The organism is Candidatus Aramenus sp. CH1 (assembly GCA_022678445.1).
Classification (GTDB): domain Archaea; phylum Thermoproteota; class Thermoprotei_A; order Sulfolobales; family Sulfolobaceae; genus Aramenus.
Genome location: JALBWU010000007.1, coordinates 251796 through 276873 on the forward strand (window position 1 = coordinate 251796; position 25078 = coordinate 276873).

At 49.0% G+C, this 25078-nt stretch carries 25 protein-coding genes and 1 rRNA gene; 10 read left to right on the plus strand and 16 right to left on the minus strand.

The genetic code is table 11. The features are described 5' to 3' along the window. Positions 1-3: 3 nt before the first annotated feature. From MPF33_07485 to map, 7 genes are all read right to left on the minus strand, one after another. The gene (locus MPF33_07485; protein MCI2415063.1) at positions 4-1695 is read right to left on the minus strand and encodes a glutamate--tRNA ligase; all 1692 of its coding nucleotides are present in this window, start codon (positions 1693-1695) and stop codon (positions 4-6) included. Further along, the gene (locus tag MPF33_07490; GenBank protein MCI2415064.1) at positions 1686-2369 is read right to left on the minus strand and encodes a phosphoglycolate phosphatase; all 684 of its coding nucleotides are present in this window, start codon (positions 2367-2369) and stop codon (positions 1686-1688) included. Before MPF33_07490 ends, MPF33_07485 begins: the two co-directional genes overlap by 10 nt. Further along, a complete protein-coding gene (locus tag MPF33_07495) occupies positions 2366-3547 on the minus strand; it encodes an HD domain-containing protein (protein MCI2415065.1) in 1182 nt (393 codons plus the stop codon). Before MPF33_07495 ends, MPF33_07490 begins: the two co-directional genes overlap by 4 nt. A gap of 43 nt (positions 3548-3590) precedes the next feature. Next, a 5S ribosomal RNA gene (rrf, locus tag MPF33_07500) occupies positions 3591-3696 on the minus strand. A gap of 39 nt (positions 3697-3735) precedes the next feature. Next, the gene (locus MPF33_07505; protein MCI2415066.1) at positions 3736-3939 is read right to left on the minus strand and encodes a hypothetical protein; all 204 of its coding nucleotides are present in this window, start codon (positions 3937-3939) and stop codon (positions 3736-3738) included. A gap of 6 nt (positions 3940-3945) precedes the next feature. Further along, positions 3946-5100 carry a DUF1512 domain-containing protein gene (locus MPF33_07510; GenBank protein MCI2415067.1) on the minus strand — a complete coding sequence of 385 codons (1155 nt, stop codon included), beginning with the start codon at positions 5098-5100 and terminating at the stop codon, positions 3946-3948. Between the two features lie 109 nt (positions 5101-5209). After that, positions 5210-6106, minus strand: a complete 897-nt coding sequence (map, locus tag MPF33_07515; protein MCI2415068.1) for a type II methionyl aminopeptidase — start codon at positions 6104-6106, stop codon at positions 5210-5212. 52 nt (positions 6107-6158) lie between these two features. Between map and MPF33_07520 the strand changes: the two genes are divergently transcribed. The 4 genes from MPF33_07520 to MPF33_07535 are packed head-to-tail and all read left to right on the plus strand — an operon-like array spanning position 6159 to position 10642. Then, positions 6159-6839, plus strand: coding sequence for a metal-dependent hydrolase (locus tag MPF33_07520; protein MCI2415069.1), 681 nt, complete (start codon positions 6159-6161; stop codon positions 6837-6839). Positions 6840-6855: 16 nt separating this feature from the next. Further along, entirely contained in the window at positions 6856-8265 is a 1410-nt protein-coding gene (locus MPF33_07525) for a phenylalanine--tRNA ligase subunit alpha (GenBank protein MCI2415070.1), read from the plus strand. After that, positions 8259-9884: a phenylalanine--tRNA ligase subunit beta gene (gene pheT / locus MPF33_07530; protein MCI2415071.1), complete on the plus strand. Its 1626-nt coding sequence runs from the start codon at positions 8259-8261 to the stop codon at positions 9882-9884. The genes MPF33_07525 and pheT overlap by 7 nt, the downstream gene beginning before the upstream one ends. After that, positions 9884-10642, plus strand: a complete 759-nt coding sequence (locus tag MPF33_07535) for an alpha/beta hydrolase (GenBank protein MCI2415072.1) — start codon at positions 9884-9886, stop codon at positions 10640-10642. The genes pheT and MPF33_07535 overlap by 1 nt, the downstream gene beginning before the upstream one ends. On the opposite strand, the gene MPF33_07540 is transcribed toward MPF33_07535, so the two are convergent. Beyond that, positions 10626-11411 carry a nicotinamide mononucleotide deamidase-related protein gene (locus MPF33_07540; protein ID MCI2415073.1) on the minus strand — a complete coding sequence of 262 codons (786 nt, stop codon included), beginning with the start codon at positions 11409-11411 and terminating at the stop codon, positions 10626-10628. The two genes, MPF33_07535 and MPF33_07540, sit on opposite strands and share 17 nt — an antisense overlap. Positions 11412-11445: 34 nt before the next feature. On the opposite strand from MPF33_07540, the gene MPF33_07545 reads away from it, so the two are divergent. Further along, complete coding sequence (locus MPF33_07545) at positions 11446-12645, plus strand: PLP-dependent aminotransferase family protein (protein ID MCI2415074.1); 1200 nt, start codon at positions 11446-11448, stop codon at positions 12643-12645. On the opposite strand, the gene MPF33_07550 is transcribed toward MPF33_07545, so the two are convergent. Next, positions 12627-13508 (minus strand): zinc-binding alcohol dehydrogenase family protein, encoded by an 882-nt coding sequence (locus tag MPF33_07550; protein ID MCI2415075.1) that lies wholly within the window; start codon positions 13506-13508, stop codon positions 12627-12629. The two genes, MPF33_07545 and MPF33_07550, sit on opposite strands and share 19 nt — an antisense overlap. Positions 13509-13559: 51 nt before the next feature. Here MPF33_07550 and MPF33_07555 point away from each other — a divergent pair, with 51 nt between their 5' ends. After that, entirely contained in the window at positions 13560-13913 is a 354-nt protein-coding gene (locus MPF33_07555; protein ID MCI2415076.1) for a helix-turn-helix domain-containing protein, read from the plus strand. Here the strand turns inward: MPF33_07555 and MPF33_07560 are convergent. After that, positions 13890-14276, minus strand: coding sequence for a hypothetical protein (locus tag MPF33_07560; GenBank protein ID MCI2415077.1), 387 nt, complete (start codon positions 14274-14276; stop codon positions 13890-13892). The two genes, MPF33_07555 and MPF33_07560, sit on opposite strands and share 24 nt — an antisense overlap. Before the next feature lie 61 nt (positions 14277-14337). On the opposite strand from MPF33_07560, the gene MPF33_07565 reads away from it, so the two are divergent. The 3 genes from MPF33_07565 to MPF33_07575 are packed head-to-tail and all read left to right on the plus strand — an operon-like array spanning position 14338 to position 16306. After that, positions 14338-15036, plus strand: a complete 699-nt coding sequence (locus MPF33_07565; protein MCI2415078.1) for a DUF2192 domain-containing protein — start codon at positions 14338-14340, stop codon at positions 15034-15036. Between the two features lie 38 nt (positions 15037-15074). Then, positions 15075-15977 carry a CBS domain-containing protein gene (locus tag MPF33_07570; protein ID MCI2415079.1) on the plus strand — a complete coding sequence of 301 codons (903 nt, stop codon included), beginning with the start codon at positions 15075-15077 and terminating at the stop codon, positions 15975-15977. Further along, on the plus strand, positions 15974-16306 hold the full coding sequence (locus MPF33_07575; GenBank protein ID MCI2415080.1) for a hypothetical protein: 333 nt from the start codon (positions 15974-15976) through the stop codon (positions 16304-16306). Before MPF33_07570 ends, MPF33_07575 begins: the two co-directional genes overlap by 4 nt. Here MPF33_07575 and MPF33_07580 read toward each other — a convergent pair. The 4 genes from MPF33_07580 to MPF33_07595 are packed head-to-tail and all read right to left on the minus strand — an operon-like array spanning position 16223 to position 21500. Continuing rightward, a complete protein-coding gene (locus MPF33_07580; GenBank protein MCI2415081.1) occupies positions 16223-18844 on the minus strand; it encodes an ATP-dependent helicase in 2622 nt (873 codons plus the stop codon). The two genes, MPF33_07575 and MPF33_07580, sit on opposite strands and share 84 nt — an antisense overlap. Positions 18845-18897: 53 nt before the next feature. Then, complete coding sequence (locus MPF33_07585) at positions 18898-20274, minus strand: glycosyltransferase family 2 protein (GenBank protein MCI2415082.1); 1377 nt, start codon at positions 20272-20274, stop codon at positions 18898-18900. Next, positions 20261-20851: a ParB N-terminal domain-containing protein gene (locus MPF33_07590; GenBank protein MCI2415083.1), complete on the minus strand. Its 591-nt coding sequence runs from the start codon at positions 20849-20851 to the stop codon at positions 20261-20263. Before MPF33_07590 ends, MPF33_07585 begins: the two co-directional genes overlap by 14 nt. After that, positions 20808-21500 carry an endonuclease III gene (locus MPF33_07595; protein MCI2415084.1) on the minus strand — a complete coding sequence of 231 codons (693 nt, stop codon included), beginning with the start codon at positions 21498-21500 and terminating at the stop codon, positions 20808-20810. Before MPF33_07595 ends, MPF33_07590 begins: the two co-directional genes overlap by 44 nt. A gap of 56 nt (positions 21501-21556) precedes the next feature. Between MPF33_07595 and MPF33_07600 the strand changes: the two genes are divergently transcribed. Then, entirely contained in the window at positions 21557-21817 is a 261-nt protein-coding gene (locus MPF33_07600; GenBank protein ID MCI2415085.1) for a hypothetical protein, read from the plus strand. A 7-nt stretch (positions 21818-21824) separates the two neighbouring features. Here MPF33_07600 and MPF33_07605 read toward each other — a convergent pair whose 3' ends face one another. Both MPF33_07605 and MPF33_07610 read right to left on the minus strand, forming a co-directional pair. Then, complete coding sequence (locus MPF33_07605; GenBank protein ID MCI2415086.1) at positions 21825-23051, minus strand: hypothetical protein; 1227 nt, start codon at positions 23049-23051, stop codon at positions 21825-21827. Positions 23052-23076: 25 nt separating this feature from the next. Beyond that, positions 23077-25071: a hypothetical protein gene (locus MPF33_07610; GenBank protein ID MCI2415087.1), complete on the minus strand. Its 1995-nt coding sequence runs from the start codon at positions 25069-25071 to the stop codon at positions 23077-23079. Positions 25072-25078: the final 7 nt, after the last annotated feature.

Consider the following 25078-nt stretch of genomic DNA (forward strand, 5'->3'; position numbering starts at 1 on the left):
AAGTTAATCATGTGCGAATATTGTCACAACTCCTTCCCTCGAATTGGCGTCTACCCTAACGAAACCGTACCTTATAAACTGGACCACTTCGCCCTCCTTTAAGTCACCTATCGCCCTTTCTCCCTTACCATTCTCCTCCTGTAAGTCACCCTGAGGGTCTGCCTTTATGACCTTGACGTCAACTGCGTCGCTTGACTTCACCCACTGGACTATCTTAGCGTTGAGCTTCTTCGCGTCGTCAATGCCCTTGCTGATGAAGGCCAGAGCGTCCCCCCTCACCTCTACGTTGCAGAGCTCCAAGAGCCTCAGCTTCGTCCCCTCAGTGGCGTCCTCCTTGTTTAGGAGTACCTTGTCTCCTGGCTTCGCGTGTATCTCCCTGTACTCATTAGAGTTGGGTCTTATAGGTATCCTAGCTATAATCTCCTCTGGTATCTCCAGCTCAAACTCCTTGTAGTCTTTGACGAACATAAGCCTCTTGGCAACTTGGTCTAGCTTCTTCCTGTTAATTGCGGCCAAGTTGTCGAAGCTAATTGTCGCATCGGAGCCCTTCACACCTACCTCAAGGATTACCTCGATTACGGTTTCTGGTAGGATACCCCTCCTCCTGAGTCCCGCCAGCGTAGGTAGCCTGGGGTCGTCCCTGTCTGTGCCCTTCTCGAGCATCCCCCTTATCTTAGACTTGCTCATCATAAAGCCCTCTAACTTAAGCCTGCCAAACAAGGTGACCTCAGGCACCTCCCAGCCCATGTAGTTGAATATCCACCTCTGCTTCTCGCCGTTGGCCATGTGCTCCTTTGCCCTAAGTATGTGGGTCACGTCGAAGTCATGGTCGTCAACAGCGGAGGCAAAGTTGTACGTAGGCCATATGAAGTACTTCGAGCCGACTAGTGGGTGCGGGTTCTTCTCGGTGTCGACGATCCTAAGCATCACCCAGTCCACCTTTGACGGGTCAGGGTCGTCAAGCCTAGTCTTAACCCTAACCACGGCCTCGCCTTCCTTGAAGTGACCGGACAGCATTTTGTCCCAGAGTTCCAGGTTGTCCTCCGGCGACTTTTCCCTGTTTGGACAAGGCCTCTTTGCCTCCCTCATCTTCTTGAACTCCTCCTCGCTACACAAGTCCACGTACGCGTTGCCCTTGGATATGAGCTCCTTTGCCACCTCGTAATACCTCTCCAACCTACTGGAGGCCGAGAACTCAACCTTCCAACTGAACCCCAGCCACCTTAAGTCCTCCCTTATCCAGTCGTAAGCCTCTTTAATTGGCCTCTTGACCTTTGGGTCAGTGTCGTCGAACCTGAGGATGAAGTCCCCTTTATATATCCTCGCGTACTCGTGGGACAGGACAGCTGCCCTAGCGTTGCCCAAGTGAAGTGGGCCGTCGGGATTAGGGGCAAACCTAGTCACCACCCTCCCTTTAACGTTTGGCAGAGGGGGAAGGGTCTTCTTTTCCTCCTCCTTCTTCTCCTCCAATATCTCCGGGTACTTTTCCCTCAGCTCCTTGAGCTGTTCCTCCAACGTCATCGAGTTTACCTTCCCTATTACCTTCTCTACTTCCTTTACCAGTTGCTTGGCGTTGGACTTGAGCTCGGGCCTTTCGCCCAAAACCTTGCTGACCACTGGGCCTACCTGCGCCTTACCGTCGTGCTTAACCGCGTTGGCGAGGGCGTGTTTGTATATGAGCTCCTCTAGTTCCATGTCCCATCATCCAGGAGAGAGCTAATGAATTCTTTTACGCCTTTCCCGCTCTTAAGGTTAAGCACAATGTCCGCGTTTTCCTTAAGTTTCTCGTCAGCGTTGCCCACAGCCACCCTTAGTCCCACTTCCTGGAACATCTCTAAGTCGGTCATGGAGTCGCCTATGGCAGCTACCTCTTCTCGTCTTACTCCGTGGAGCTCTATGAGTTTCCTCACTCCCACCCCTTTACCTGCTGGCTTCATGGCAACGTGGACGGCATACCCACTGCTGTTAACGTAAACTCCCCTCTTCTCTGCCCACTTCAGCATCTCTTCGTTTAGGGTAGCTGGGGTGAAGCCGAAGTCGCAACACCTAAACTCGTTCTGCCAGCTGTCCTTGAGCTTGAATCTTTGCCTAAATTCCTCAAGGATTTCCCTGTCCATCCTCTTGCACACCTCCAACCTCTCTTTTCCGTAAAACACCACGCACCCGTTCTCGGCGACTAGTCCCCCGTTCAACCCCAAGTAGTTGTGCAGCCCCCTTAAGACGGGGTAGGAGTTTCCACTCACTAGGGCCACCCTTATCCCAGCAGTCTGGGCCCTCCTAATGGCATCTATTGCCTCTAGGTCCACCTTGTAAACTCCCCTTTCCTCAGTTAAGGTACCGTCTAGGTCCGTTAAGATCAGCTTTATCAACTCAGCACTTCCCTCGCCTTCCTGGAGTACTCGTAGTCCACGTATACCTTTTTCATCACTATGTACTCTGGGATGTCGTGGAGGAGGGTGGACGTGTAGTCCTTGAGTCTCCTCTCCTTGTTCTTTGAGATTATCCTTATCTTGCTCTTGTCTATGATGGAGATCTTTTCCTCGAAGGCGTATATGGACTCTTGGGGTATCCCTATCCTCTGGAGCTGGTCTACTATGTCGTTTATGTAGCTGGACTCGCCCTTGTACGCGACCTCCTCGTACACAACCTTTGGCCCCTTCCTGTCCAAGAAGTTCCTTATCTTCGTCATTACCGCTTGAGGCGCAGTTGAACTGCCAAGGCACTCGTACATACTGCTGTAAACCCACTCGTCGTCCCAGTAGGCTATTAGACCGTTGTCCACCATTTCCCTTATGTAAGAGGGGTCCTTAAGCTCAGGCTTACAGTACTCCACCACGTTAGAGTATATGTTCCTCAGGAACAGCTCGTACCCCAATATGGTCTTGTGATAGTAAACTGCTTGGTACATGTGCAACCTCGATATGTAGAAGTTCTCTAGGCTAATTATTCCCTTGTCCAGCACTTCTATGCCGTCCTCCCTATAGGTAATTGTGTCCAGCAACCTCTCTAGGTCTATGTTGCCCAACTGGACTCCGGTGTGCCTAGAGTCCCTCACTAGGTAGTCCAGCCTGTCTACGTCTACCTCGCTGTCTATTATGGAGGAGAGAATGGAATTACCAGCGTATATGTCCAGTATCCTTCGCGGGTCGTATCCATGGTCGCTAATAACGTCCCTTAGGTCTGACATAAGTATCGCGTACTCCCTTAAGTCCTTGTTGCCGAATTCCTTTGGCAGGTAATAGCCCTCGATCGAGTGACTGAAGGGAAACTGCCCTATGTCGTGGAGAAGGGCGGCGAGCCTCAAGTACTCGTATTCCTTATCGCTCATGTAACTGGCCCTAAGTAGCCTTTGTCCCAGTTTGTCAGCCAAATAGTACGTGCCTAACGAGTGGCTAAACCTAGAGTGGGTGGCCCCAGGGTACACGATGAAGGCCAAGCTGGTCTGTTTGACCCTCCTAAGGCGTTGGAAAACTGGCGAGTCAACTATTCCAATTTCAACGTCCCCGAGCTCCACGTAGCCGTGGATTTCGTCGTATATCTTTTTCATCTTGAGAAAAAGTATCAAAAAAAGAAGTATAAATGTCCATCTCGGCTTGGCAGGGCTGCGGGCCCTTGCGGATCCCACCGCCCTACCAACGTAGGGGACTTAACTTCCGGGTTCGAGATGAGTCCGGGTGTTGCCCCCCTACTATGGCCGAGTGGACAATCTACTATACGACAAATTGGTATAAAAAATTATTTCTTCTGATTCTGCGTAGTATTCTCGGCGTAAATCCCGGCTATGTAAAGCTGGCCCCCGTCCTTGGGGCACTGTCCCACGATCTTTGGCACGAAGTCCCCCTGCTGAAAGTCCCTCACTATCTTGTAATCGCAAGTCATGCACCTTATCTCGGTCTTAATCTTAAGTTGCTCCTTTGAAGATTCGAACCCCATTGCCATTTTCTGTCACTGGGCGATTCCCGCTGTGTTCCCAACTCCTACTAGTACCACGGTGTCCCCTGGCTTAGTCCTCTCCAGTATTAAGTTCTTGACGTAGTCCATTACCTTGTCCGCCGCCTCGTACACTTCCTTTCTCATCTCAGTTATTGCCTCTTCCATGCTCATCTTAACTATGACCGCGTCTATTGGTATGTTGTACTTTACAGCTACCCTTTCTATGGCGATCTTCTCTGGGCCAGGATCGCCCATCGCCACTCCCATGCCTTCTGCTATTGACCCAGTCTCCTCTCCCTCTAACTTTAGGGCGGCGTCAACGGTTATTATCCTCGTCACTCTGCCTTCCTCTTTCTCAATCACGTTTTGGACTGCCTCTCCTGGAGTACCCACGGTCGCCATGGGGCCCTCGGCCTTTACAACTATAAGCCTCCTCTGCTCGAATTCCACTATCCCAGCAATAGTGTCCTGGCTGACTGTCCACTTGTGACTTGCCTTCATCAAGAACCTCGACGCCACCAAGGGGCCCAAGCCGTCTCCTACAGGTATCCCCTGGAGGAACACCTTCTGTGCCTTGTCGTAGGCCTCAGCCAGCTTCACGTATATTGGAGTCACCATCTGTAACTGGTACATTATCATTATGCTGTTTAGCTTCTTCGCCATCAACAAGTAGTGCCTTATTATCTTGTATATCTGGTTTAAAGCCATTGTAACCTCGGCGGATATCTCTATCTGGCTCCTGCTCACGGGGTCTATGTTGGGGTTAAGCCTAGTTATCATCTCCCTCACGGTGTTCTCGTTGCTTCTCATGAGGAGCTTCATCCTAGATATTATGTCGGTGGGCTCTATGCTCACGGGGTCTATCACGAACCTCTCTATTACCCTGTTAAGGAAGGCCTTTGGGTCGGGTATTCCCTTGTCCTTTAACAGCTTCTCGCTAACGCTCTTGGAGTCCTTTAGGTAGTTTTCTATCATAGACAGCTTCTGCTCCACGTCCCTGCTGATGAACCACAGCTGAGACCTTTGTTGGAACCCGGGGAAAAAGGCCAAGACAAAAGACCCCAGGAACAATATATATATTATGAAATACAGTAGATTCGCTCCGAGACTGTTGGAACTGCTCGAGGATTGGGCTAGGGCTATTATGCCAAGTATATCTAAACCCATGCTACTCCTTCAATATAGTACCGATTTCCTCCAAATTAAACTTTTATCCAAACGCCCTTACTTCACGCTAAAATATATGTACCTTAAAAACGTATTTAAGGTAATTGGCTCATTGAGTCACCACAATGGTCTGATCCTTTCCCACGTAAACTGTGTGCTCAAATTGGCTGACTATTCCCTTCTTAACCTCAACTAGAACGGGGTAGGAGATCAAGGCCTTCTTCCTCACAAGGGCCCTTAAGGTGCTTTCCACCTCCTCTTTGCTCCCCATGTCTGACAACCACCTCTCAGAGAAGGGCAAGGTATTAAACCTCTCCCTAATGGCCTCCAAGTACTTAGCCTCGAGTTCGCTGAGACCCTTCACGGAGGGGTTCCTCAGGGAGAAGATGGTCTCCGCCTTTCCGTCAACTACCATTCCCCCTCCATCTGTGGCGAAGGGCTCAATGGCGTATACGTTGTCGCTCACTATATTGCCCACGTTTCTCTCGTAGACGTTTGGAACAAAGACCCCCGCATGGAGCTCGTATTTCTTTATTAGATGGCCCCCTAGATTCCTTATGGGCTTATAGCCATTCATCTTTATTACCCTCTCTATGACTTTCCCAATTTCGCCTAACGCAGTCCCTGGTTTAAAGTTCTGGATAGCAGCGTTGAGAGCGTCCCTTGCTGCCCCGAGTAATCCGGTGTACCTGTCGTTAAAGCTCACGGTCACAGCCGTGTCGGTTATTATACCCTCTATATGGGCGCCTATGTCCAACTTCACCACCGCTCCCTCCGGTATCACCTTCTCGTCGCCTATAACCGGGCTGTAGTGGGCAGCCTCCTCGTTTATGGACAAGTTGCAGGGGAAGGCGGGCCTGGCCCCCATTTCAATAATAGCCTTTTCCACTGCCTCGCAGACATCAATGACCTTTGCCCCGGGCTTTATGAGCTTTGCCCCAAGATCCCTGGCCTCCGCGGCGATCTTCCCAGCCTTTAGAAGAATCCTCAGCTCGTCTTCAGTCATAAGAGGCAATGGTTAGTGGAAATTTTTATTTTTACTTACTAACAAATTACCCATGCCTCAGTTAAGGTGGTTAGGTCACGCGGCAATCGAGCTAAACGTGGCCGAGAAAAAGGTAATAATAGACCCATTCATAAAGGACAACCCTTCAGCTCCAGTGAAGGTGGACTACGCGTACGACGCTGACGTTCTCGTAGTTACCCACGATCACTACGACCACTTGGGAGACGCGGTAGAGATAATGAAGAACTCCGCTAGACCGCTCTTGGTAGCCACGTACGACCTAGAGCTCTACCTAAACGAGGAACACAAGGTACCGTGGGAGAGGATGGTTCCGATAAACGTTGGGGGATACGTCGACCTAGGAGGAGTAAAGGTAGCCATCACCCAAGCAGTACACTCGAGCAGGTACAGCGATCCAACCGGAGTGGTGGTCAGCGGAGGAGGAGTGACAGTGTACCACGCTGGGGACACTGGCCTATTTGAGGGAATGAAGGTAATAGGCGACGTGTTCTCCCCCGACTACGTGCTCCTGCCTATAGGCGGTAGATTCACCATGGACCCAGCTCAGGCTTCCATCGCAGTGGAGATGCTGAGGCCCAAAAAAGCTGCCATACCCATCCACTACAACACGTGGGACCTCATAAAGGTAGACCCAAGGGAGTTTGAGGAACTGGTCAGAAAGAGGGGCTTTAAGGCGATACTGCTTTCGCCTGGACAAAGCCTAGAGCTGTGAAAGGGAGTCGTTTACGATGCTAAGCGAGCTGGAGTTAAGGGTCCTATCTTTTATAAAGGACAAAGGTGTAACCTCCTCTACCGAGATTTCAGCAAGCCTTGGATTGCCCAAGAGCTCGGTCTTCAGCGTGGTCTACCACCTCGCCTCAGAAGGCTACGTAAGGGTAGTGAACACGAAGAAGGAGAGAAAGCTAGTGCTCACGGAAGAGGGGGAGACGAGGCTAAAGGAGGGTTTCCCAGAGGAAAACTTGCTAAGGATGCTATCTAGGGGCCCAGTGAAGGTACAAGAGGCAAAGGACGCGTTAGGGAAGGACTTTGAGATAGCCATGAGCTGGGCCAAGAAGAGGGGCTTAATTAACGTACAAAGGGGTGAAATCGCTTCCCTAGTGCAGACCTACGTGGCCCCGGAAAGGGAACTCCTGGAAAAGGTTAAGAGGGGAGAGAGGCTTGGAGATAACGAGGTTACACTGCTTAAGGGTAGGAACCTGGTAGAGGAAAAGGAAGAGACCGAGATAGAAGTGGAGTTCCTCAGGGAGCCCGGACTAAGGAGCGCCCTGCTTTTCCTTACGCCTGAGCTCATAAGGAGCGGGGAGTGGAGGAAGTACGAGTTTAAGAAGTTCAACGTAAGGGCCTTACCTCCTTACGTACCTATAGGGAAAAAGCACTACTTTAGGGAGTTCATAGAGAGGGCAAAGGAGGTAATGGTAAGCCTTGGGTTCTCTGAAGTCAAGAGTGACTACGTCGAGATGGAGTTCTACAACTTCGACATGCTCTTCCAACCTCAGGACCACCCTGCTAGGGAAATACACGATAGCTTCAGGGTAGAAGGGAGGGGAGAAGTTAAGGACGAGGGACTGTTGAGGAGGGTGAAGGAAGTCCACGAGAGGTGGTGGAACTACAAGTGGGACCAGGAGGTCGCCTTGAGACTTGTGATGAGGAGCCAGACGACAGCTACCACTGCGAGGGTGCTCTCCACCAGCCCAAAGCCTCCGGCCAGGGTATTCACAATAGGGAAGGTGTTTAGGCCAGACGCCATAGACGCTACGCACTTGATAGAGTTTCATCAGCTAGACGGGCTGATAGTAGAGGAGGACTTCAACTTCAGGAAGCTCCTTGGAGTTCTCAAGGAAATATTCGCCGGGCTGGGGATTAAGGAAATAAAGTTCAAGCCTGCCTACTTCCCGTTCACAGAGCCCAGCGTGGAGGTCTACGGGTGGATAGGCAAGCTGGGATGGGTAGAGATGGCTGGGGCGGGCCTCCTTAGGCCAGAGGTAACAGAGCCCGCTGGGGTCTACTCCCCTGCAGGGGCGTGGGGTCTAGGGCTGGACAGGCTGGCGATGCTCTTCCTTGGTGTAAAGGATATAAGGGATCTATACTCTGATGACATAGAGTTCCTTAGGAACAGAAAGGTCGAGGCACAATGGTAACCATCACGTTGAGGAAGTCGAGGCTCCTCGAGAAGCTTAAGCTAACCGAGGGAGAGCTAGAGGAGGTACTGTTTAACCTTAAGTCCGAGGTGGAGCCAGTAGACCAGGAGAACATAGCCATAGAGATCAACGCGGATAGGCTCGACATGTTGAACCTTGGGGGAATAGTGAGGGCAGCCAAGGGGATCATGGGCGTGGAACTGGGAGAGCCCAAATACAAGGTGGTTGACACAGACTACGTCCTCGAGGTGAGAAGGGTCGAGTCCAGGCCGTATGCCCTTGGGGCAGTTGTCTACAACGTGGATCTAGACCAGGAGAAGTTGAGGGAGCTTATCCAGTTCCAGGAGAAACTACACGATACAATAGGTAGGAGGAGGAAGAAGGTAGCCATAGGGATTCATGACCTAAAGAAGGTAGATACCAAGAGGATAGTTTACTCCACGGTGCCGTTAAACTACAAGTTCGTCCCCCTAAACCAAAAGGAAGCTATGACGGTATCTGAGGTCATGGAGAGGACAGATCAAGGGAAAAAGTACGGAAACTTATCAGTTTACAACAACCTCTCTCCTGCGATACTTCAAGAGGACGGACAAGTCCTAAGCGTCCCTCCAGTGATTAACTCGGAAAAGACGAAGATAGAGGAGGGAACTAAAGACGTATTCATAGACGTCACGGGGACGAACTTACAGGCAGTGATGGAGACGCTTGACATACTGGTGACCAACTTGGCTGAGGAGGGCGGAGTCATAGGGAGAGTCAAGGTCACTGGTGCCATCGACGTGAACTCCTCCCCAGTGCTAAACCACAGGGTAGTAGAGGCCAGAGTCGACTACGTCTTAAAGAGGATCGGCGTTGAACTTGGGGGAGAGGATGTAGTAAGGTATTTATCCATGATGAGGATGAACTCTTCCCTGGAAGGGGACGTGTTAAAGGTTACCGTGCCCCCTTACAGGACAGACGTAATGAGGGACGTTGACCTAGCTGAGGACGTGGCAATGGCGATAGGCTACAACAAGCTCGAGCCACTCCAGATAGGGGCAACGATCTTCGGCAAGTTCCTCAAGGAGACTTCGCTTTACACGGCTTTCAGAGAGCTCAGCGTGGGGGCTGGACTTCAGGAGATCTACTCTCTGGTGCTTACTAAGTCCAACCACTTAGAGGGGAATTTCGTGAGGTTACTGAACCCCATCTCGGCCGAATACGACGCGGTCAGGAACTCCCTTATATGGACAACGCTTAGGTTCCTCTCGAGGAACCAGAGGGCTAGGTTCCCAGTGAAGGTGTTCGAAATAGGGGAAGTCGTAGTGCCGTCAAACTCAGATACAGGCTTCAGGAACGACCTGCGCGAGGTAATGGCCGTAATGGACAGCAAGGTAAGCTTCGAACAACTACAGTCCTTACTCCACCAAGTTATCGTAAACGCCACTGACATCGAGCCTTCATACGAAGAGAACGACGACCGCCTCTTCATCCCCGGAAGAGGGGCTACCGTGATCCTAAAGGGGGAGAAGGTCGGGATAGTAGGGGAAGTAAACCCAGAAGTGTTAGTGAAGTTCGACGTGTTCTACCCTGTGGTGATAAGCGAGATTTATTTGGGAAAGATAGCAAATCTTATCTAATGCCCTTCGCCATTCTCGATGACGTAAAGCTATACTACGAGGCCTACGGGGAAGGGAAGCCAATAGTTTTCGTGCACCACCTAGCAGGCTCTTATAAGAGCTGGAAGTTCATAAGCTATCAGTTTGCTAAGGACTACAAAGTAATAGTATATGACCTAAGGGGGCACGGAAGGTCATCTGTACTTCCTATGCCTTACCTAATAGAGGATCACTCGAAGGACTTGAAGGGACTTCTAGAGTACTTGGAAGTGAGGGACCCTATAGTGGTAGGCCACTCCATAGGCACCCTTATAGCTTTGGACTTCTCCCTCAAAAACAGCCCCGAGAAGCTTGTCCTCATAGGGGCGTTGTACAAGGCCCCAGACCAAGAGCCGTACAGACGTTACGTGTCCATAGCCACTAACTTCGGAATGGAGGCCCTAGCCAACTACAGGAAGATGCGGGAAGAGTTTTCGCCCACCCTCACTGAAAACCCTCAAGCATGGAACTCGCTCCTCGAGGTTTACAGAGAGAACACGCCCTTAAGCTACAAGATGGCTGTGGAAGGACTTCTTTCAGCAAGGGACTACGGGAAAGACCTACAGCAGGTAGATGTACCCACCCTCATAGTATACGGTACTAACGATGAACTTATCAGGAACTTAAAGATCATGGAGAGAATACCAAAGCACGTAACGAGAACCATAGAGGGCTACGGTCACTTCCTAAACTTTGAAGAACCCCAGTGGCTGACTAAGGTTATTACTGAGTTCTTATAGTCCCTCCAAGTTCCCTTACTAAGGCAACTATTTCTTCTTTACACCTTCTAACCCTTTCTCCTATTTTCTCCGCGTTATCGCTACTGCCAGCTATCTGAATCTCCAGGGCAGGATTGGAAAGCTCGTACCCCTTTGGGTGAGTCTTTATGTATAAGTCGTACTTTTTCACGAGTTTAGCTATGTGAGGGGCTATTGTCGACTCCATAACTCCGTCTACTACAACGCTGTCCTCTACGTAGGCTACGTTTGGCCTTTGCCTCAAGTAACGAGATATAAAGACCTCTAGCACTGCCTCCATTTCCCTGGGAACTCCTGGAGTAGCCAAGACCTCTATGCCTTGGTGCTGCAGGTAAATCCCGGGGGCTATCCCCTTATCGTTCTCCACAGGCGTTGCGCCCTTTGGCATTAACGCCATCTTTTTCCTCTCTTCTGTCAGATCTAAGTTCAACTTGTCGTACTTCTCCTTGATCTGCCTCAACGCCTCTTCGTTGTAAACCAGGGGGAGGCTCACCGCATTGGCTAGCCCTTCTGCGGTTCTATCGTCGCAGGTGGGACCGAGGCCACCCGTGGAGATAACTAAGTTGGGCTTCCTTGAAAATATTTCCGAGAAAGCTTGAGAAATATCCCTTACGTCGTCCATAACAACAGTCATCCTCTTAACTGCAAACCCTAGGGAAGTTAACCTCCTAGCTATGTGGGAGGCATTGGTGTTGACAGTTCTACCACTTAAGATCTCGTTACCGACCGTAAGTATTTCGGCTACGTACACAAACTAATAAATACCTTTCATCATATTAACAATTATGTCTAAATGGGAAAGGTTTCTCTCTAAGGAAACGGCCCTACTAAAAACCTCGGAAATAAGGGACCTACTTAAGCTGACCGAGGGGAAAAACGTCATCAGCTTTGCTGGGGGACTACCTGACCCTTCCACTTTCCCAGCAGAAGACATAAGGAACATATCCGATTACGTCCTGTCAAATTACGCGTCTAGGGCTTTACAGTACTCTGCCACTGCTGGGATTCCGGAGCTCAGACAACAGCTGGTGAACCTCTCAGCCCAGAGGGGGATAACTGGCATAGACGAGGACAACATCTTCGTCACAGTTGGGAGCCAAGAGGCCCTATTTATGCTTTTCAATTTGTTTGTAGATCCAGGAGATCACGTATTTGTTGAGTCGCCGTCTTATTTGGCAGCACTTAACATATTGAGAGCCAGAAGCCCCGCCTTCCACGGCATACCCCTTACTGAAAATGGACCAGACCTTGACGTGCTAGAGAGCGACTTAAGAAAACTTGAGTCAGAGGGGAAGAAGCCGAAGTTGCTTTACATTATACCCACTGCGCAGAACCCTGGAGGTACTACGCTGTCCCTCGACGGAAGGAAGAGGGTGTTGGAGCTTGCTTCAGAATACGACTTCCTAGTTGTGGAGGACGACGCTTACGGTTTCCTGGTGTTCGACGGTGACAGTCCACCTCCAATCAAGGCCCTAGACAAGGAGGGAAGGGTAATATACACAGGGACCTTTAGCAAGATACTTGCCCCCGGCTTTAGGCTGGGCTGGATAGTCGCAGACAAAGACGTTATTCACGAGGTGGAGCTCTACAAGCAGAACGTTGACCTCCACACCCCCTCCTTCACCCAGTTTATAGCGGCAGAGGCCATAAGGAGAAACGTAATCCAAAACAACCTCCCCAAGGTTAGGTCGCTCTACAGGAGGAAAAGGGACGTGATGCTTCAGGCAATTGAGGAGCACTTCCCAAAGGACGCCAAGTGGAGCAAACCAGTGGGAGGGATGTTTGTATTCGCCTGGCTCTCGAGGCAAAAGGACACGTTAAGCTTGTTGCCGAGGGCCTTGGAGAGGGGAGTAGCATACGTTCCTGGCTCCAGCTTCTTCTACGACTACTCGGGCAGGAACACAATGAGGATAAACTTCAGCTTCCCAACTGAGGAGCAAATTAGAAAGGGAATCGAAATATTAGGTCAACTACTTAAAGAGTAAAGCTCCACGGCTTTTTTTAGAGCCTTCTTCACGTCTACGATGACCCCGTTCTTTGGGGTAGGAATTGCAGAGATCACGTCATCTGCGTACCCTACGTTCTCCTCAAACAACTTGTCTGTTACTTCCCTGTTTAAGAAAGGAATAACATCGTCCCTTGGGACCGGAGGCACAAACAGCGGGTTCTTTGGGACTATGGCAGGCCAGGAGTTGAGGAACTTTGGAATAACTATCTTTCCGTTGTCCTTCACTAGGGAATCAGCCACTACTCTAGCCCATCCCCTCATTGTAGATACGACTACCATGTCCCATTTCTTATCGCTTTTCTTTATCTTTTGCGCGTAAGGTAGCTTGACGTCCTCGTCTGAGTATATCCCCAAAGTAGCTGAGTCTTTGAGGGCTAAGTAAGTAAGCATTGCCGTAAGACCGGAGCCCAAAATTAGGACTTCCTTTCCCTCTGCGTACTCCTTGATCTGTAACGCCACGGAAGCAAATGGGTAAAGCAAAAGCTTGTCCGGTGGATTTTCGGGTAACGTCACTATCGAGTCCGAAGGCATGTTGGTCTTCTCAACCAAGAGGCCGTTAATTTCAGTCCCTATGCCCCCGTACTTGGGGGAATACGGAAGAACCAAGACTGTCTTCCCTTTCAGTCCCTCATCAACGCTTAACCCTACTTCGTCTACTTTCCCTATCCCTATGCTGCCTATTATTGTCCAAGGTCTTATCCAGAGAAAACCGACAAATATGGAGTTTTCTATGGCGCTCAGTAGTACCCTTTGGGGGGTGATCGATACAAAGTCCTCTTCTATGGGCCTCTCCACAACGTCCGCCGGAATAATACCCTGGTTGAACAGAATTGATATCATCCCTTTGAAATCGATTGGACATCTTTTAAGTTTTGAGGGGTAAGTTATGGTGTGAAGGCAGTCCACAACCTCAGCAAGGAAGCCAGGGAGGAGATAATATCCATACTTTTGGCCAACAGGAACAAGAAGGCGCTCGCGGAGGAACTTGGGGTTACCCCGGCTGCCATAACCAAATTCGCCTCTGGGAGGACTCATCCGAGCGACGAGACCCTACTTAGGGCCTTGGAAATAGCAGACGAAGAGGAAAGGAGGAAGATACTCCAAGTTATCGTGAACGACTTGATCACTAGCTTGATGGAGGTGATTGAGGACAACCCAAAGGTAGCTGAGGAAAAAATAGATGACCTAAAAAGGGTGGTTGACGAGCTGGAGAAGAAGCGCTTAACTTCTCTTGGGTTCGTATAGTGGGCAGGCTATGCACAGGCCAGGGAACTTGGAAACGGCAACTCTCTTAGTGCCGTCCTGATTGAACGATATTACATCTGTAGGTATGCCGACCTTTTCGGGGTCGCTGATGTTCCAAGCGTTACAGCTGTCGTTGACAACGTGTTTACATGTCCTTGACTTCCATATTCCTTGAGACTCGGCTATTCTCAGCCAACTTATTTCCTTGTTTATGCTGTTCAGCTCCTCCTGGATTTTCCTGAGCGAGTCTACGTCGAGTTGCTCGTGTGACTTTATTTCCTCTTCTATCTTCTTAATTTCTTCTTCTAGCTCTGAAGGAGACACGAGTACAACACTTGGTTTCAAGTTTTCCTCAACGCTCATGACCTCATGCTTATTTGGTATCCTTTTTAAGGTGAAATACATATAGATTCATGGATTGGATATGGTCAAGGAGATCTACAAGGACAGAGTGAAGACGTTAACTGACATCTGGGGTGTAGTGATCACCAAGTGGAAAGATTTAAATAGAGAGACACTCGTTGAAATTTTAAAGGACAGCTACGAAAAAAACAACATCAAGCCCCTAAGGGGCTTCAAGTCCACAAACTTGTACGAAAAGGAACTCATTAGCCTTTACGTAGTTGGGAAGGAGGGGCTAGGACTTTACGACGAGTACAGGGAGCTGTTTGACACCCTCCTGTCTCCAGAAGAAAAGTACGAGGAAATAGCGAAGGTTATCCCAGAGTCCCCCGAGAAGTCGTTTGAGTTGGCCGGACAGGACAAGGACGTCCTGGCGAGGGCACTTAGGCTGATCTTCACGGAGGTCATATTTTCCTTTGTAGATGAGGGGAAGCTGATAAGGGCTTTGAAGGCCCTGAGCTCGTCGCAGAACGACGCCATACAACATACGGCGAAGAGCTTTTCGCGTTTCTACACTGCGTTTAAGTTAGCGGAGGAAATAGCTGAGGGGATAATTAGGGACAAGATGAACTACATCGCCATGAAAAAGGCTATATCCATCAAGATAGGGTTTGACTACCCGTTGCCAAAGTCCAACTACGTGGCGTTGATCTCACAGGAAGTCTTCAACGTAAAACCCAAGATTATAAAAAAGATCCTCGAACTGTCCACTTTACAATGATAGAAGTTTTTAAGTATTCTTGCTAATTATAATTTTGTATGCAGAATCTGTCTGCTACCCAAAGAGAGATTCTACTGGCGCTGACGGAACTTTACAACAGGGAAAAGAAGATGATAAAAAGCAAGGAAGTAGCTAACATGATAAACAAGGACGAGGGAACTGTGAGAAACATAATCCTCAGCTTGAAGGTCCTTGGACTAGTTGAGTCCAAGCCGGGGCCCAAGGGAGGTTACTTGCCCACCCTAAAAGCCTACGAGTTCATAAAGAACCCATCAGTGGCCCCAATAATGGACAAACTGAGCCTCTACAGGGGCAACGTGGAGACGGACATAAAGGTGGACAACATAGAGCTGTTAGACATAACTAACCCATCAGGGAATAAGGTGATATTGAAGGTAAATGGGGACTTAAGGAAGATCAGACCAGGGGACTCACTGAGGTTTGGCCCAACTCCCTACAGCAGGCTTGTCTTGGAGGGAGTAGTAATACACGCGGACGACATGAGGAAGGAAATTGTAATGGATGTAAAGAGGATGATAAGCGTCCCCAAGGAGAAGGTGAAGAACATTATAGGCAAAAAGCTAGTTACTTTAAAGCCTGACATGCCATTGAAGGAGGCGTCCATGATACTGTACAAGGAAGGCATAAGGGGCGCACCGGCCATTTCTGACGGCGAAAAAATAGTTGGTATAATAACTACTGCAGACATAATAAAGGCCTTCTTCGAAGGTAACCACGAGGCCAAGGTCAAAGACTACATGAAAACTGACGTAATAACCATCAACGAGGACGAGGACGTGTTAGAGGCAATTAGGAAAATGGTCATCTACAACGTAGGCAGGCTACTTGTAGTTGACTCGATGGGGAGACTTGTCGGAATAGTGACCAGGACTGACATATTGAAGTCGATAGCTGGACTAGAAGGGCTATGGGGAGTATGAGGGAAAGGTGCGGAGTGGTTATAGGCGACTCGTTTTACGAGGTCAAAAACGTCTCTGAAAAGGAAGACGAATTTGAAATGGATCCACAACAACTTTACTCCCTTTTAAGTAGGGGAGAGCTTAGGGCGATAGTGCACACCCACAGCCTTTCTTGCATGCCGAGCGACAAGGACTTCCAGGGAATGAGAGCGTGGAAAGTACCGTGGATAATAGTGTCGAGGGAGTGCATAAAGGCTTTCCAAGCTTTAGACCTCGGTGTACTTGAGGTCAATGTTGATTCCCTTCTCCCTGAGAAACTCCATGACCTTGCCGTGAAGCTTCTTAAGTAGCTCCCTCTTATCCTCTGCCAACACCACATCCGCATACTCCTTGATTATTATCCCATGAGCAAAGGGGCTCGGGATCCTGTTTGGGCCTATTACCTCTACCTTCACGTTACCCTCTTGAACGTCCTTTACTATCTTAATCGCGTTTTGGATATCCATGTAATCCTCTAGGATCTCCCTTATTGTCTCCTTTAGGACAGGAAAGTCCTTGTACTCACTCACTACCTCGAGGAGCGTCTCTGAGTTAAGTTGTCTCCTGTCGGGATTGGTCTCCCTACCTTTGTACCTTTTCAACAACATGAAAGAGCGCTCAGCGGTCTGCCTAAACCTCCTCTTCAACATTTCCGTCCTTAGAATAACCCTACTGAGAAGGTCGTACATCTCCTCTGGCCTTATTTCGTTGAATATGTTACCTATGTCGTACTCTACTATACTCGGGAGAGTTAAGATAAAGCCGTTGTCGGTAACGGATACCCTCACGTCCGTCTTGAGCTTGTCGCTGAGCACAGACGCCAGTGCCCTAGAGAGCGCGTCTAGAGCTCTCCTACCGTATAGGGCGTGGAAGATGAAGTTCCTCCTGTCCTCCTCGTCGTCGTATATCTCGATGAGTATGGTTCTCTCGTTGGGAACTTTACCCCCAGTGAAGTAGAACTCCTCAAGTACGTACTCGTAGATCGAGTAAGCCACGTTCCTGTTAACGTCATAGTTCTTAGCGATGTAATCGATTATCTCCTCCTCCCTTTTGCCCTCCCTTATCATTTCCGCTATTTTGCCCCTAAACGCGCTAACTTGTATTGCTGAGTCAATGGCTAAAGGCAACATCTCGGAGAACCAGCTTGGCACTGTGGGTCTCTGACCCTCAGCTGGTTTGACTATCACCTTGTTCCCCCTGCTACCAATGAACTCAAAAGTCCTGCCTCCAAGGACGAAAATATCGCCTGGCGTTAATATCTCTACGAATTCCTCTTCCAGATTTCCAACGTACTTGTTCTCCTCCGTAAAGACGGGTATTAGGGGCTCATCCGGTATTGTACCGCTGTTTGTATAGAATATCATCCTCGCCCCCCTCTTCGGCTTCAGCACTCCTCCGTCTTCCCTTACCTTGGAGTAAACGTTCCTGCTCTCCAGCTCGTACTTACCCGTAAGGTAGTTTAAGACGCTCTCGTAGTCCTCCCTGCCCAATTCAGAGAAACTGTAGGATTTCCTCAAGATGCTATACAGCTCGTCCTTGCTAGTCTTGCCCATCAGCGTTGAGGCGACAATCAGCTGAACCAGAACGTCCAGGGAGTTTTTGGGTATGTGGACCTTATCGATTTTCCTCTCCCTTGCTAGCTTGGCTAAGACCGTGCACTCGACTAGGTCGTCCCTGTCCACCACTATTATCCTGCCCTTACTAGTGCTCCTTATGTGGTGCCCTGCCCTTCCAAGCCTTTGTAAGAGCCTGCTCACGCTCTTTGGGCTTCCCAGCAGGAGGACTAGGTCTATGTACCCAATGTCTATCCCCAACTCCAAGCTAGTTGAGGACACGACTACCTTCAATTTCCCTTCCTTTAGCTTGTTCTCGATCTCAAGTCTGAGATCCCTGCTGAGGCTACTGTGATGTGCACCGACCATGTCCGCGTCAAAGAGCTTCTCTTGTTCTATGATCTTCCTGAGTTTATAGGACACTCTCTCAGCAGCACTCCTAGTATTTGTGAAGACCAAGGTAGTCCTGTGCTTGTTTATCTCAGAGATCATGGTCTTGTATATCCCCTCGCTTATTTCGCTCTCAGAAGCGTGGACTAAGTCCTTCACTGGAGAGATTACCTTGATGTCAAGACCTTTTACGAACCTTGCGTCAACAATCTTACAATCCCTCCCATTCCCAACCAAGAACTTAGCTACTTCCTCCAGAGGGGATATCGTTGCGCTGAGTCCTATCCTAACTACTTCGTTCTTAGCGAGGAGGTTCTGGTAAATCTCTAGGAAACCGGATAGGTAAACTCCACGCTTGCTGTTGGCTAGTTCGTGTATCTCGTCGACCACGATCCACTTAGCCTCGCCCAACCTTTGGCTAAACTTGGGGGACGTTAACGATATGGCGAAGGACTCTGGGGTGGTTATCAAAATATGCGGTGGTTCCTTGAGCATCTTCTGCTTCTGATAGGAAGTAGTGTCGCTCGTCCTTATGCCAACCCTGATCTTTTGCGGTATGTTAGTCCTTTGGTAGATTTCGTTAAGGGGCTCCACTAAGTTCTTGTACATGTCATTGTTTAACGCCCTCAACGGCGATATGTAAATGGCATATACTTTGTCCCCTAGCTCCCCCTTTTCTGCCAGCTCCAAAAGGCTGTCTAAAATGCCAAGGAAGGCGGACAGGGTCTTCCCCGTCCCTGTGGGGCTGGAGATGAGGGTATTTACTCCCCTTTTTATGAGTGGGATTGCTCCCCTCTGGGGAGGAGTAAACGTCTTGTACTTTTCCTTGAACCACTCGGCTACGTACGGCCTCAGAAGGGAGAATATGTACTCGTCGTTGTACTGCTCCTTAACGTACTCGATCATCACAAAGAAGATAGCTTACCAACCGAATAAAAAGACTTGTATCAACGGTACTTTCACTTATTAAGAAGTTCTGAGAAGAACGTGAAAAGATACCCAGCGGAATAGTAGGCAAGCCAAAGGCCACTTATAAACTCTTGCTTGAGGAAAAAGGGGGCTGAGGCAAGCAGGAAGTAGAAGCCAAACACGCCTATGATGTAAATTGCCTTTGTTTTTGTTATTTTTCCCTTGGGCGTTACAACGTAAGTCCTCCTCTTGCTAAAGGCCTTAAATATACTGAGCAAGATAAAGGGCGATATGGCAACGCTATACGACGACACTTTCCCTAGGCTTCTCAAGCTCTCTATTAACTTCATGCCTAGCTTCCTAGCGACATATACGAAGCTATAAGCGTAAGACACCAGAGCCAGGAGCCATAACACAATTATTGGCGAGCTGAGAGGATCGCCTTTCCCTATAAAGCCGTAGACCGAGAGGGCGAGGGCGGACACAAACGTTATGGCAAAGGGAAAGTACTGCATGAGGAAAAGGAACATGTCTACCTTTCTGAGTAACCCTACGCTGCTCTTAACCAGGTCCTTGAATCTCCTTATGAGCACTTCCGTACTGCCCATGGCCCATCTGGTCTGTTGAACGTAAAAGGCGTAGAAGTTGTCCGGTACCTCTACTTGCACAGGGGAGTCTGAGGAACATATCCTCTTTCCCCTTCGTATAAGCCTTGCGCCAATCTCGAGGTCGTCTTGAATCATGGTGTAGTCCCACTCGCCCACCTCTTCTATAGCCTTTCTCTTGAACATTGTACCGCAACCCACGGGGAAAACCTTGAACCCTACCCTGTCCCTTCCGTTGAGAATCGAGTAGTCCGCCACCAGTGTCGAGACAAGAAGCCCCTTGGCTAACGTCGAGTAACTGCTCTTAGTGTAGCCTATCCAGTTCATAGTAACTGCGTCGCAACCGTAGCCTAGCATGTGAGCGTAAGCCCTCTTAAGGGAGTCCCTGTCCAGCCTGGCGTCGACGTCTAGAGTTATGACCAATTCCCCCCTGGACTTCTGAAACCCATAAGCAAGCGCACCGCTCTTGTACCCCTTCTTTTCCTCTCCTTCTCTATTGTACAATCTCACTTCCAGTCCTTGTGGGATCCTCAACAAGTTGAGCATCTTGTTGAAGTACTCCCTATCGTCGTCCGAGATAATTATTACCTCCATTTTGCTTTTGTCCCACTCCACTTGGCTTAGGTTGTCAAGTAGCCCTTGTATGACGTCAACGCTTTCCCCCTTAGTGGGTACCAGTATTGAGAGGAAAGGGTAATCCTTAATGGGAACCGAGTCGTAATACCTCCTTTTTCCCAGATAGAAGAAGGTAAATTGATACAAAAGTACTAAAGACGGAATTATAAATAGTAGGATCTGCATTATTGCGTCAAATAAGCTCATCTAGAGTTACTAGACGTGAGGGGATAATAAATTCATACATATGTCTGGTAGTCTTAGGAGGAAATCTCAGACCTCTCTTGGCAATATCCATCACGTAGTCTTTAGATAGGGAAGGTGGTTCAACGCCCTTCTCGGGGTTTTTCGTTACCCTTATTCCTAGTTGGGCTAAACTCTCCTCTATCCAGTGCATTTTCCACAGCAAAGAATAAGGAGAGGACGAGCACACCCTATGGCCCAAGAAGTCAACGCAAGCTTCTCCCCCGCCCTCAAATTTAGACATGAAGCCTTTCGGAACCTTTCCGTACACTTCCCTGAACCATTTACCTACTCTTATCCTCTCGTCCCTGTAGTCCAACAATATTGCAGGGATCTTCCTTATGCCTAGAGCCTTCGCTGAGTAATACCTATGGTGACCGTCCAAGATAACTAAGGAGTTCTTATCCACTATAATTGGGTAGATCGCCTTGTGGTTTTTCATATTGGAAATGGTCTGTAAGAGCTTACTCCTTATAACGTCCTCGTGGGGAACTAGGCTATCTACCTCTAAACTCTGTATTGTAATATCGGCAGCACTCACTTATAACACACCTCTCGCACAAGGGCTTCCTCGCCTTGCAAGTATTTCTGCCGTGGGCTATTAATAGGTGATGGGCCCTCAGATAGTCCTTAGGCTGGAACAGTTCCATGAGCCCTCTAGAGACCTCTTGATACGTCGAACCCCTTATTCCCAAGCGCTGAGATATCCTCTTAATATGCGTGTCAACAGGGAAGTACTCGTAGCCCTTACAAGTCAGGAGAACCACGTCAGCGGTCTTCTCTCCAACGCCCGGCAACGCAAGGAGAGTCTCCCTGGCCTCTTCCTTCTGGAGGTTAAGGATCTGTTCTAGGGAACCGCCGTATTTTTCCAGGATTATGTTGGAGATCTCCTTTATCCTCTTGGCCTTCATGTTGTAGATCCCAATGGACCTTATCGCCTCCCCTATCTCCTTTTCGTCAGCCACGGCTAACTTCTGGGGGCTCACCCCTACCCTCCTCTCGAGCTCCTCGAATGCCTTGTAGGTTCCCTTGTCCGTAGAGTTCTGAGAAAGGAGAGTGGCTATTAGTACCTTAAAGCAGTCTCCAGTCTTAAGCCAAACGTCGTAGGCTACGAAGTCCTTCGAGTCTATCGTATACTGCAACGCGAGCCTCTGCACGATGTAGTCTCCGCTACACCTCGGCCATTCCACGGCAGAAATATAGTGCCCGCTGACTTTTAAGGTGAAGGTTCAAAAAGTGTTATCAAATGTACGAGATCAAAGTGGTCCTTGAGGCAATTAGAGAGGGGTCAGTCAATCCGGGCGAAGTAGTGATAAAGACTAAACTCCCTAGGTATGAAGTATTGGCCCTCTTTCACGTCTTAGAGGGTCTAGGACTAATTGAGACGATCTACTCCAAGGGCTCTCATAAGGTGTATAGGCTCACAAAGAAGGGGGAAGAGATTCTAGAAGGACTAGAGAAAGGAGACGTAATAGACGTAGTGACGAGAGAGGGAGCCCAGACCTAACCAGTCCTCATTTGCCTAGGTACTCTCGAAGAATCTGCCGTATCTGAATTTCGTCGCTCACGTTGTCTTCAACCACTCTTTCTAGGAACTCTCTTCTGTTATGTAGCCTTATAATAATATCGTTTGACCCGCCTTTGTTGTGTAATGCTAGAGCCTTTGGCGAGAGGCTTACTCTCCTTACGACTGTCTTTCTCCTAAGCTTGTCCACAGAGTACACTCTCAAGTCCTTATCGTATATGGCTATACCAGAGAACCTAGCCAGGAACAGGCGCTTGTACCTTTTTCCCAAGTAGCAGGTTATGGAGCCCATGATATCCCTGACGCTCCTCAAATCGGTAAAGAGTACCACACTACAGGGACAACTAAGGAGGCTCTTGAGGAGGTTGAGACGCATGTCGGCTAAGACTACGTCCGGCTGAGAAGTGACTAAGAAGTTCAAGAGGTCCTCCGAACTTACCCTAGCGTTTACCCTTGACCAGTTTCTTCCCTCGAAATTGAGCTTAGGGGAGCTTTCAACAGTGACTATCTTTAAGTCCATCCTGGACAAGGACAAGATAGAGTTCACTAGGGCCTTAGTAGCGTTAAGGTTGCCGCCAATTACGTAAAGGCCCCCTTGCTCTATACCTTCCCAAAGGTAGGCTAAAGCGTCGAAATTGCACCTTAATTCTTTGCACACCTTGGATACGGAAGGGGTAGTGCTAAACCTCTTAATTACCTCTAGCTGGAAACTCCCTTCAGACCTGTATTCTATCACCTTGTGCCCTTCTGGAGTATAGGACTCCGCGTAACCGCCATCCGTCCTAAAGTTAAGCCTATGCTGAAGGTCCTCCACCTCCTTTTGGTCTACAAATATTAAGTTGGTCGTCAGTCTAAGGTAGTTCTTAAACGTCGTGTGAACTACCTTTATGGGAATCCCTAAGCCGTAGTACTCGACTCTTTCAACTTTCTCGTCGTAAATAGGGATTGTCAAGTCGCCGTACTTGACCCTCTTGAACACGTAATAGCTTAGAAGCTCTGGATCCCCCTCTACCTTCGTCTCGCTAACCATCCGAAGTACACGATCATAGGTGACGTTTACCTTTAACTTAAGAAGGGATTTAGCCAATTTCTCCACAGTCTTCTTAAGCTCGGGGTTAAGGTAAGGCTCTTGAACCAAGTACAGCCCAACCCCATCTATGTCCTTTATAGTTACCGTGGCCGAGTACACTTTGTACTGGGCTAGTATTCTCTCCATACCACTCTTAGCCATTTAAGAGAAGTTACACGAGTCCGAAACTACCCAGTATCTCCCGGAGCTTTACTGAGTCGAGCAACGCCTTCTTAAGAGCCGTATCCACTGTCCCAAGCTTAAAATCTTGCATCACTGTTCTTCCCCCTATGTAACTCCTGATCCTTATCGTATCCCACGAAGGGTCAAAGGGAAACAGTATTTTAGTGGGAAAACCCCTGTAGACGTTTAGGCCGTAGAAGACCTCCATGGGAAACGTGAAGGAAGTGACGGGTTTCACGCTCAAGTAACTCTCCTCGAGGGTTACCTCTAGCCTTATTACCGGCGTCCTCACGCCTAGAACGTCGTAGCATACTTCGTCAAAGCCACGGGATAAGCAAACGCTTTGAAAACCGCTCTTTACCTCTATTTCCTTGCCTTCGAGAGTAACATTCTCGCCAGAAACTCCGATTATTAGTCCCTTGAAGTAGTTAGGGTAATGCCTCACTCTTTCCCAAGTAAATACCCCATCTTCCCTCAAAAAGCTCAGCTCTCTTACGTGACCGTGGTTCCTGGCCAGCTTAACGACCTTGCTCGGTGGAGACACGAACTTAACTGGAACGACGAAGTCCTTAAGAAAGGAAACGCCTTTACCCCTAATTAGGTAGGCCGAGACCACCACGTTATCCTCAGGATGACTGACGCTCAATGGTTGTGTAATGTTAATAACGCCCTTGACGTTGTTTACTTCTAGCCTTACCTCTTGGTTGCCTACCTTCAACAATATACTCGTAGGAAGCCTAGTTGGAATCTCGTATGCTAATACGCCCTTGAGTAGCGCGTTGTGTTCAGTACCCTTCACTTTGCCCTCTGGAGAGTACATAACCTCGCCCTCAAAGCTTACCCTAGGTTTTTCCGAGGAAAACTTCAGTATCCTGCTTTCGGAGTAAAAGGGGTTCCAGAGCGTGATCTCAACTTCAGCGTTCTCAAAATGGTCGGGCTCTAGCTCTACGATTCTGTAATCGCTCCTTTCCTCCTCGCCCACCACAACCAGAGGTTTGCTGAAGCTAACGTTAAAGTACTTGTCGTGAGCTATCCTTATTTTTGAAGTTGTGCTATTTCTGTCGTTAATCACCCTTAGAATCTCCCGGCTGATCCCAGTATCCACAACCCCAAAGTAATTGGCTCGCGACAACGCAAAGAGCCTCCTGTTGTCGGCTACGACGCTGGAGGGCTTCAGAGAGAAGATGGGATTGAGATCTGAGTCGTATACCGACGTGCTGTCCCTGGAGCCCAAGACGAGAAAGCTAGAGTTAACGTAGCTTCTGTCCTCTGTTGCCTCGGCGTCGATTTGCGTCCAGCTCCAGTTGCTGAACATCTTTACTGAGGAGTCGCATAGGAACACGATCTTATCTGACATCTCGCCGAGCAAATAGGAAGAGCCGTTGCAGAATCCTATTAGCATATCCTCAAGGTAAACCCTATTTTCGCGCTTAAAGACCTTTCCTCTAGAGGTTAAGCCCAAGAAGTAACCCTCTTGTTTGAAGGAAGTCACGTTCAACTTCTCGTCTATCACCTTGGTTTCTCCCTCAAATACTAAGGAAGTAAACCTCCTCGTGACGTAGAAGTCGAGAGGGGCTTCTAGCTCCAACATCTTGCCTTGAGCGAAGAGTACAGCCCTCTTCTTTCCCACTAGCAATATCCTTCCCATATATCTTATTAGTTTAAGGAACTGCTCCCCCTCAAACGAGTACCAATCCCCCACTCTGACGACCTCGTAAAAGGAATCCTCCACCCTCACGAAGACCACGTCTACGTGGTCGCTGGTTCTCATGATTTCGCTCTTGCCCTCGGAAAAGGAGATAATGGAGTTCCCCTTCTGGTAGATCCACTTTTCTTCTCCTAGTTTAATTTCAGGGTAGAGTGAGGCCCTGGGCTCTTCCAATGCCTCTGACTTCAACTTAACCTCGGGGCCCTCAAAGTCTAGCCAGAAATTTATGGGGGGTAGCTCTAGCTTCGTAAGGTACGTGAATACGGGATGTTTCATTTGGCCC